2 pseudogenes are annotated in these 625 nt (G+C 67.2%); one reads left to right on the top strand and one right to left on the bottom strand.

Going from position 1 to position 625, the window contains the following annotated elements:
- Positions 1 to 356 (top strand): annotated as a pseudogene (locus AACY45_RS27410) (LysR family transcriptional regulator); the annotation flags it as partial.
- Here the strand turns inward: AACY45_RS27410 and AACY45_RS27405 are convergent.
- Positions 326 to 625: pseudogene (locus AACY45_RS27405) on the bottom strand (hypothetical protein); the annotation flags it as partial. The pseudogenes AACY45_RS27410 and AACY45_RS27405 sit on opposite strands and share 31 nt — an antisense overlap.

Genomic DNA, 625 nt, shown 5'->3' with positions numbered 1-625 from the left:
ACTTGCTCCGGCATCCGTGCATTCTCGGTCGCTTCGCCAGTGGTCGGTTGACGTCTCCCTGGGAATTCGAGCGCGACGGCGAGATCGTTCGGATCGAGCCGCGGGCCCGGCTGGTCGTTGGCGTTGGGGGAGCTATAGATCTCGGCGTCGAAGCGGCCATCGCCGGCGTTGGCGTGATCCCCCGTTTCGAAGCCTGGCTTCGGCCGCCTCTGGCGAGCCATGCGCTCGAGCCGGTGTTGGAGGCGTGGTGGCAGCCTTTTCCCGGTCCTTTTCTCTACCATTCCAGTCGCAAGCTCGTGCCACCGCCGCTCCGGGCGTTTATCGATTACGTCGCCCGCCTGGCCCCGTCCGGTTGAACCGCTTGCCGGCACGTCGCGATCAGCATTTGGCGCAGCCAGCGGTGTGCCGGATCGGCGTCGAGGCGCGGATGCCACATCACGCTGATCGAAAGACCCGGCGTCGTCACCGGCAGCTCGAACGCTACGAGGCCTTCCGTTGCCGCCGCTCCGCCTCGCAGGCACGCGTGCGGCACCAGCGCGATAAGGTCCGAACGGCGGGCGATGTCGAGCGCGTCGAGGAAGCTCGATACGATCGCGACGATGTCGCGCCGCAGCCCAAGTGCGTC

This window comes from Pseudomonas sp. RA_35y_Pfl2_P32 (assembly GCF_963970735.1).
Taxonomy (GTDB): domain Bacteria; phylum Pseudomonadota; class Gammaproteobacteria; order Pseudomonadales; family Pseudomonadaceae; genus Aquipseudomonas.
The sequence above is the reverse complement of the archived record's forward strand: the minus strand, read 5'-3'. Positions and strand labels throughout refer to the sequence as shown.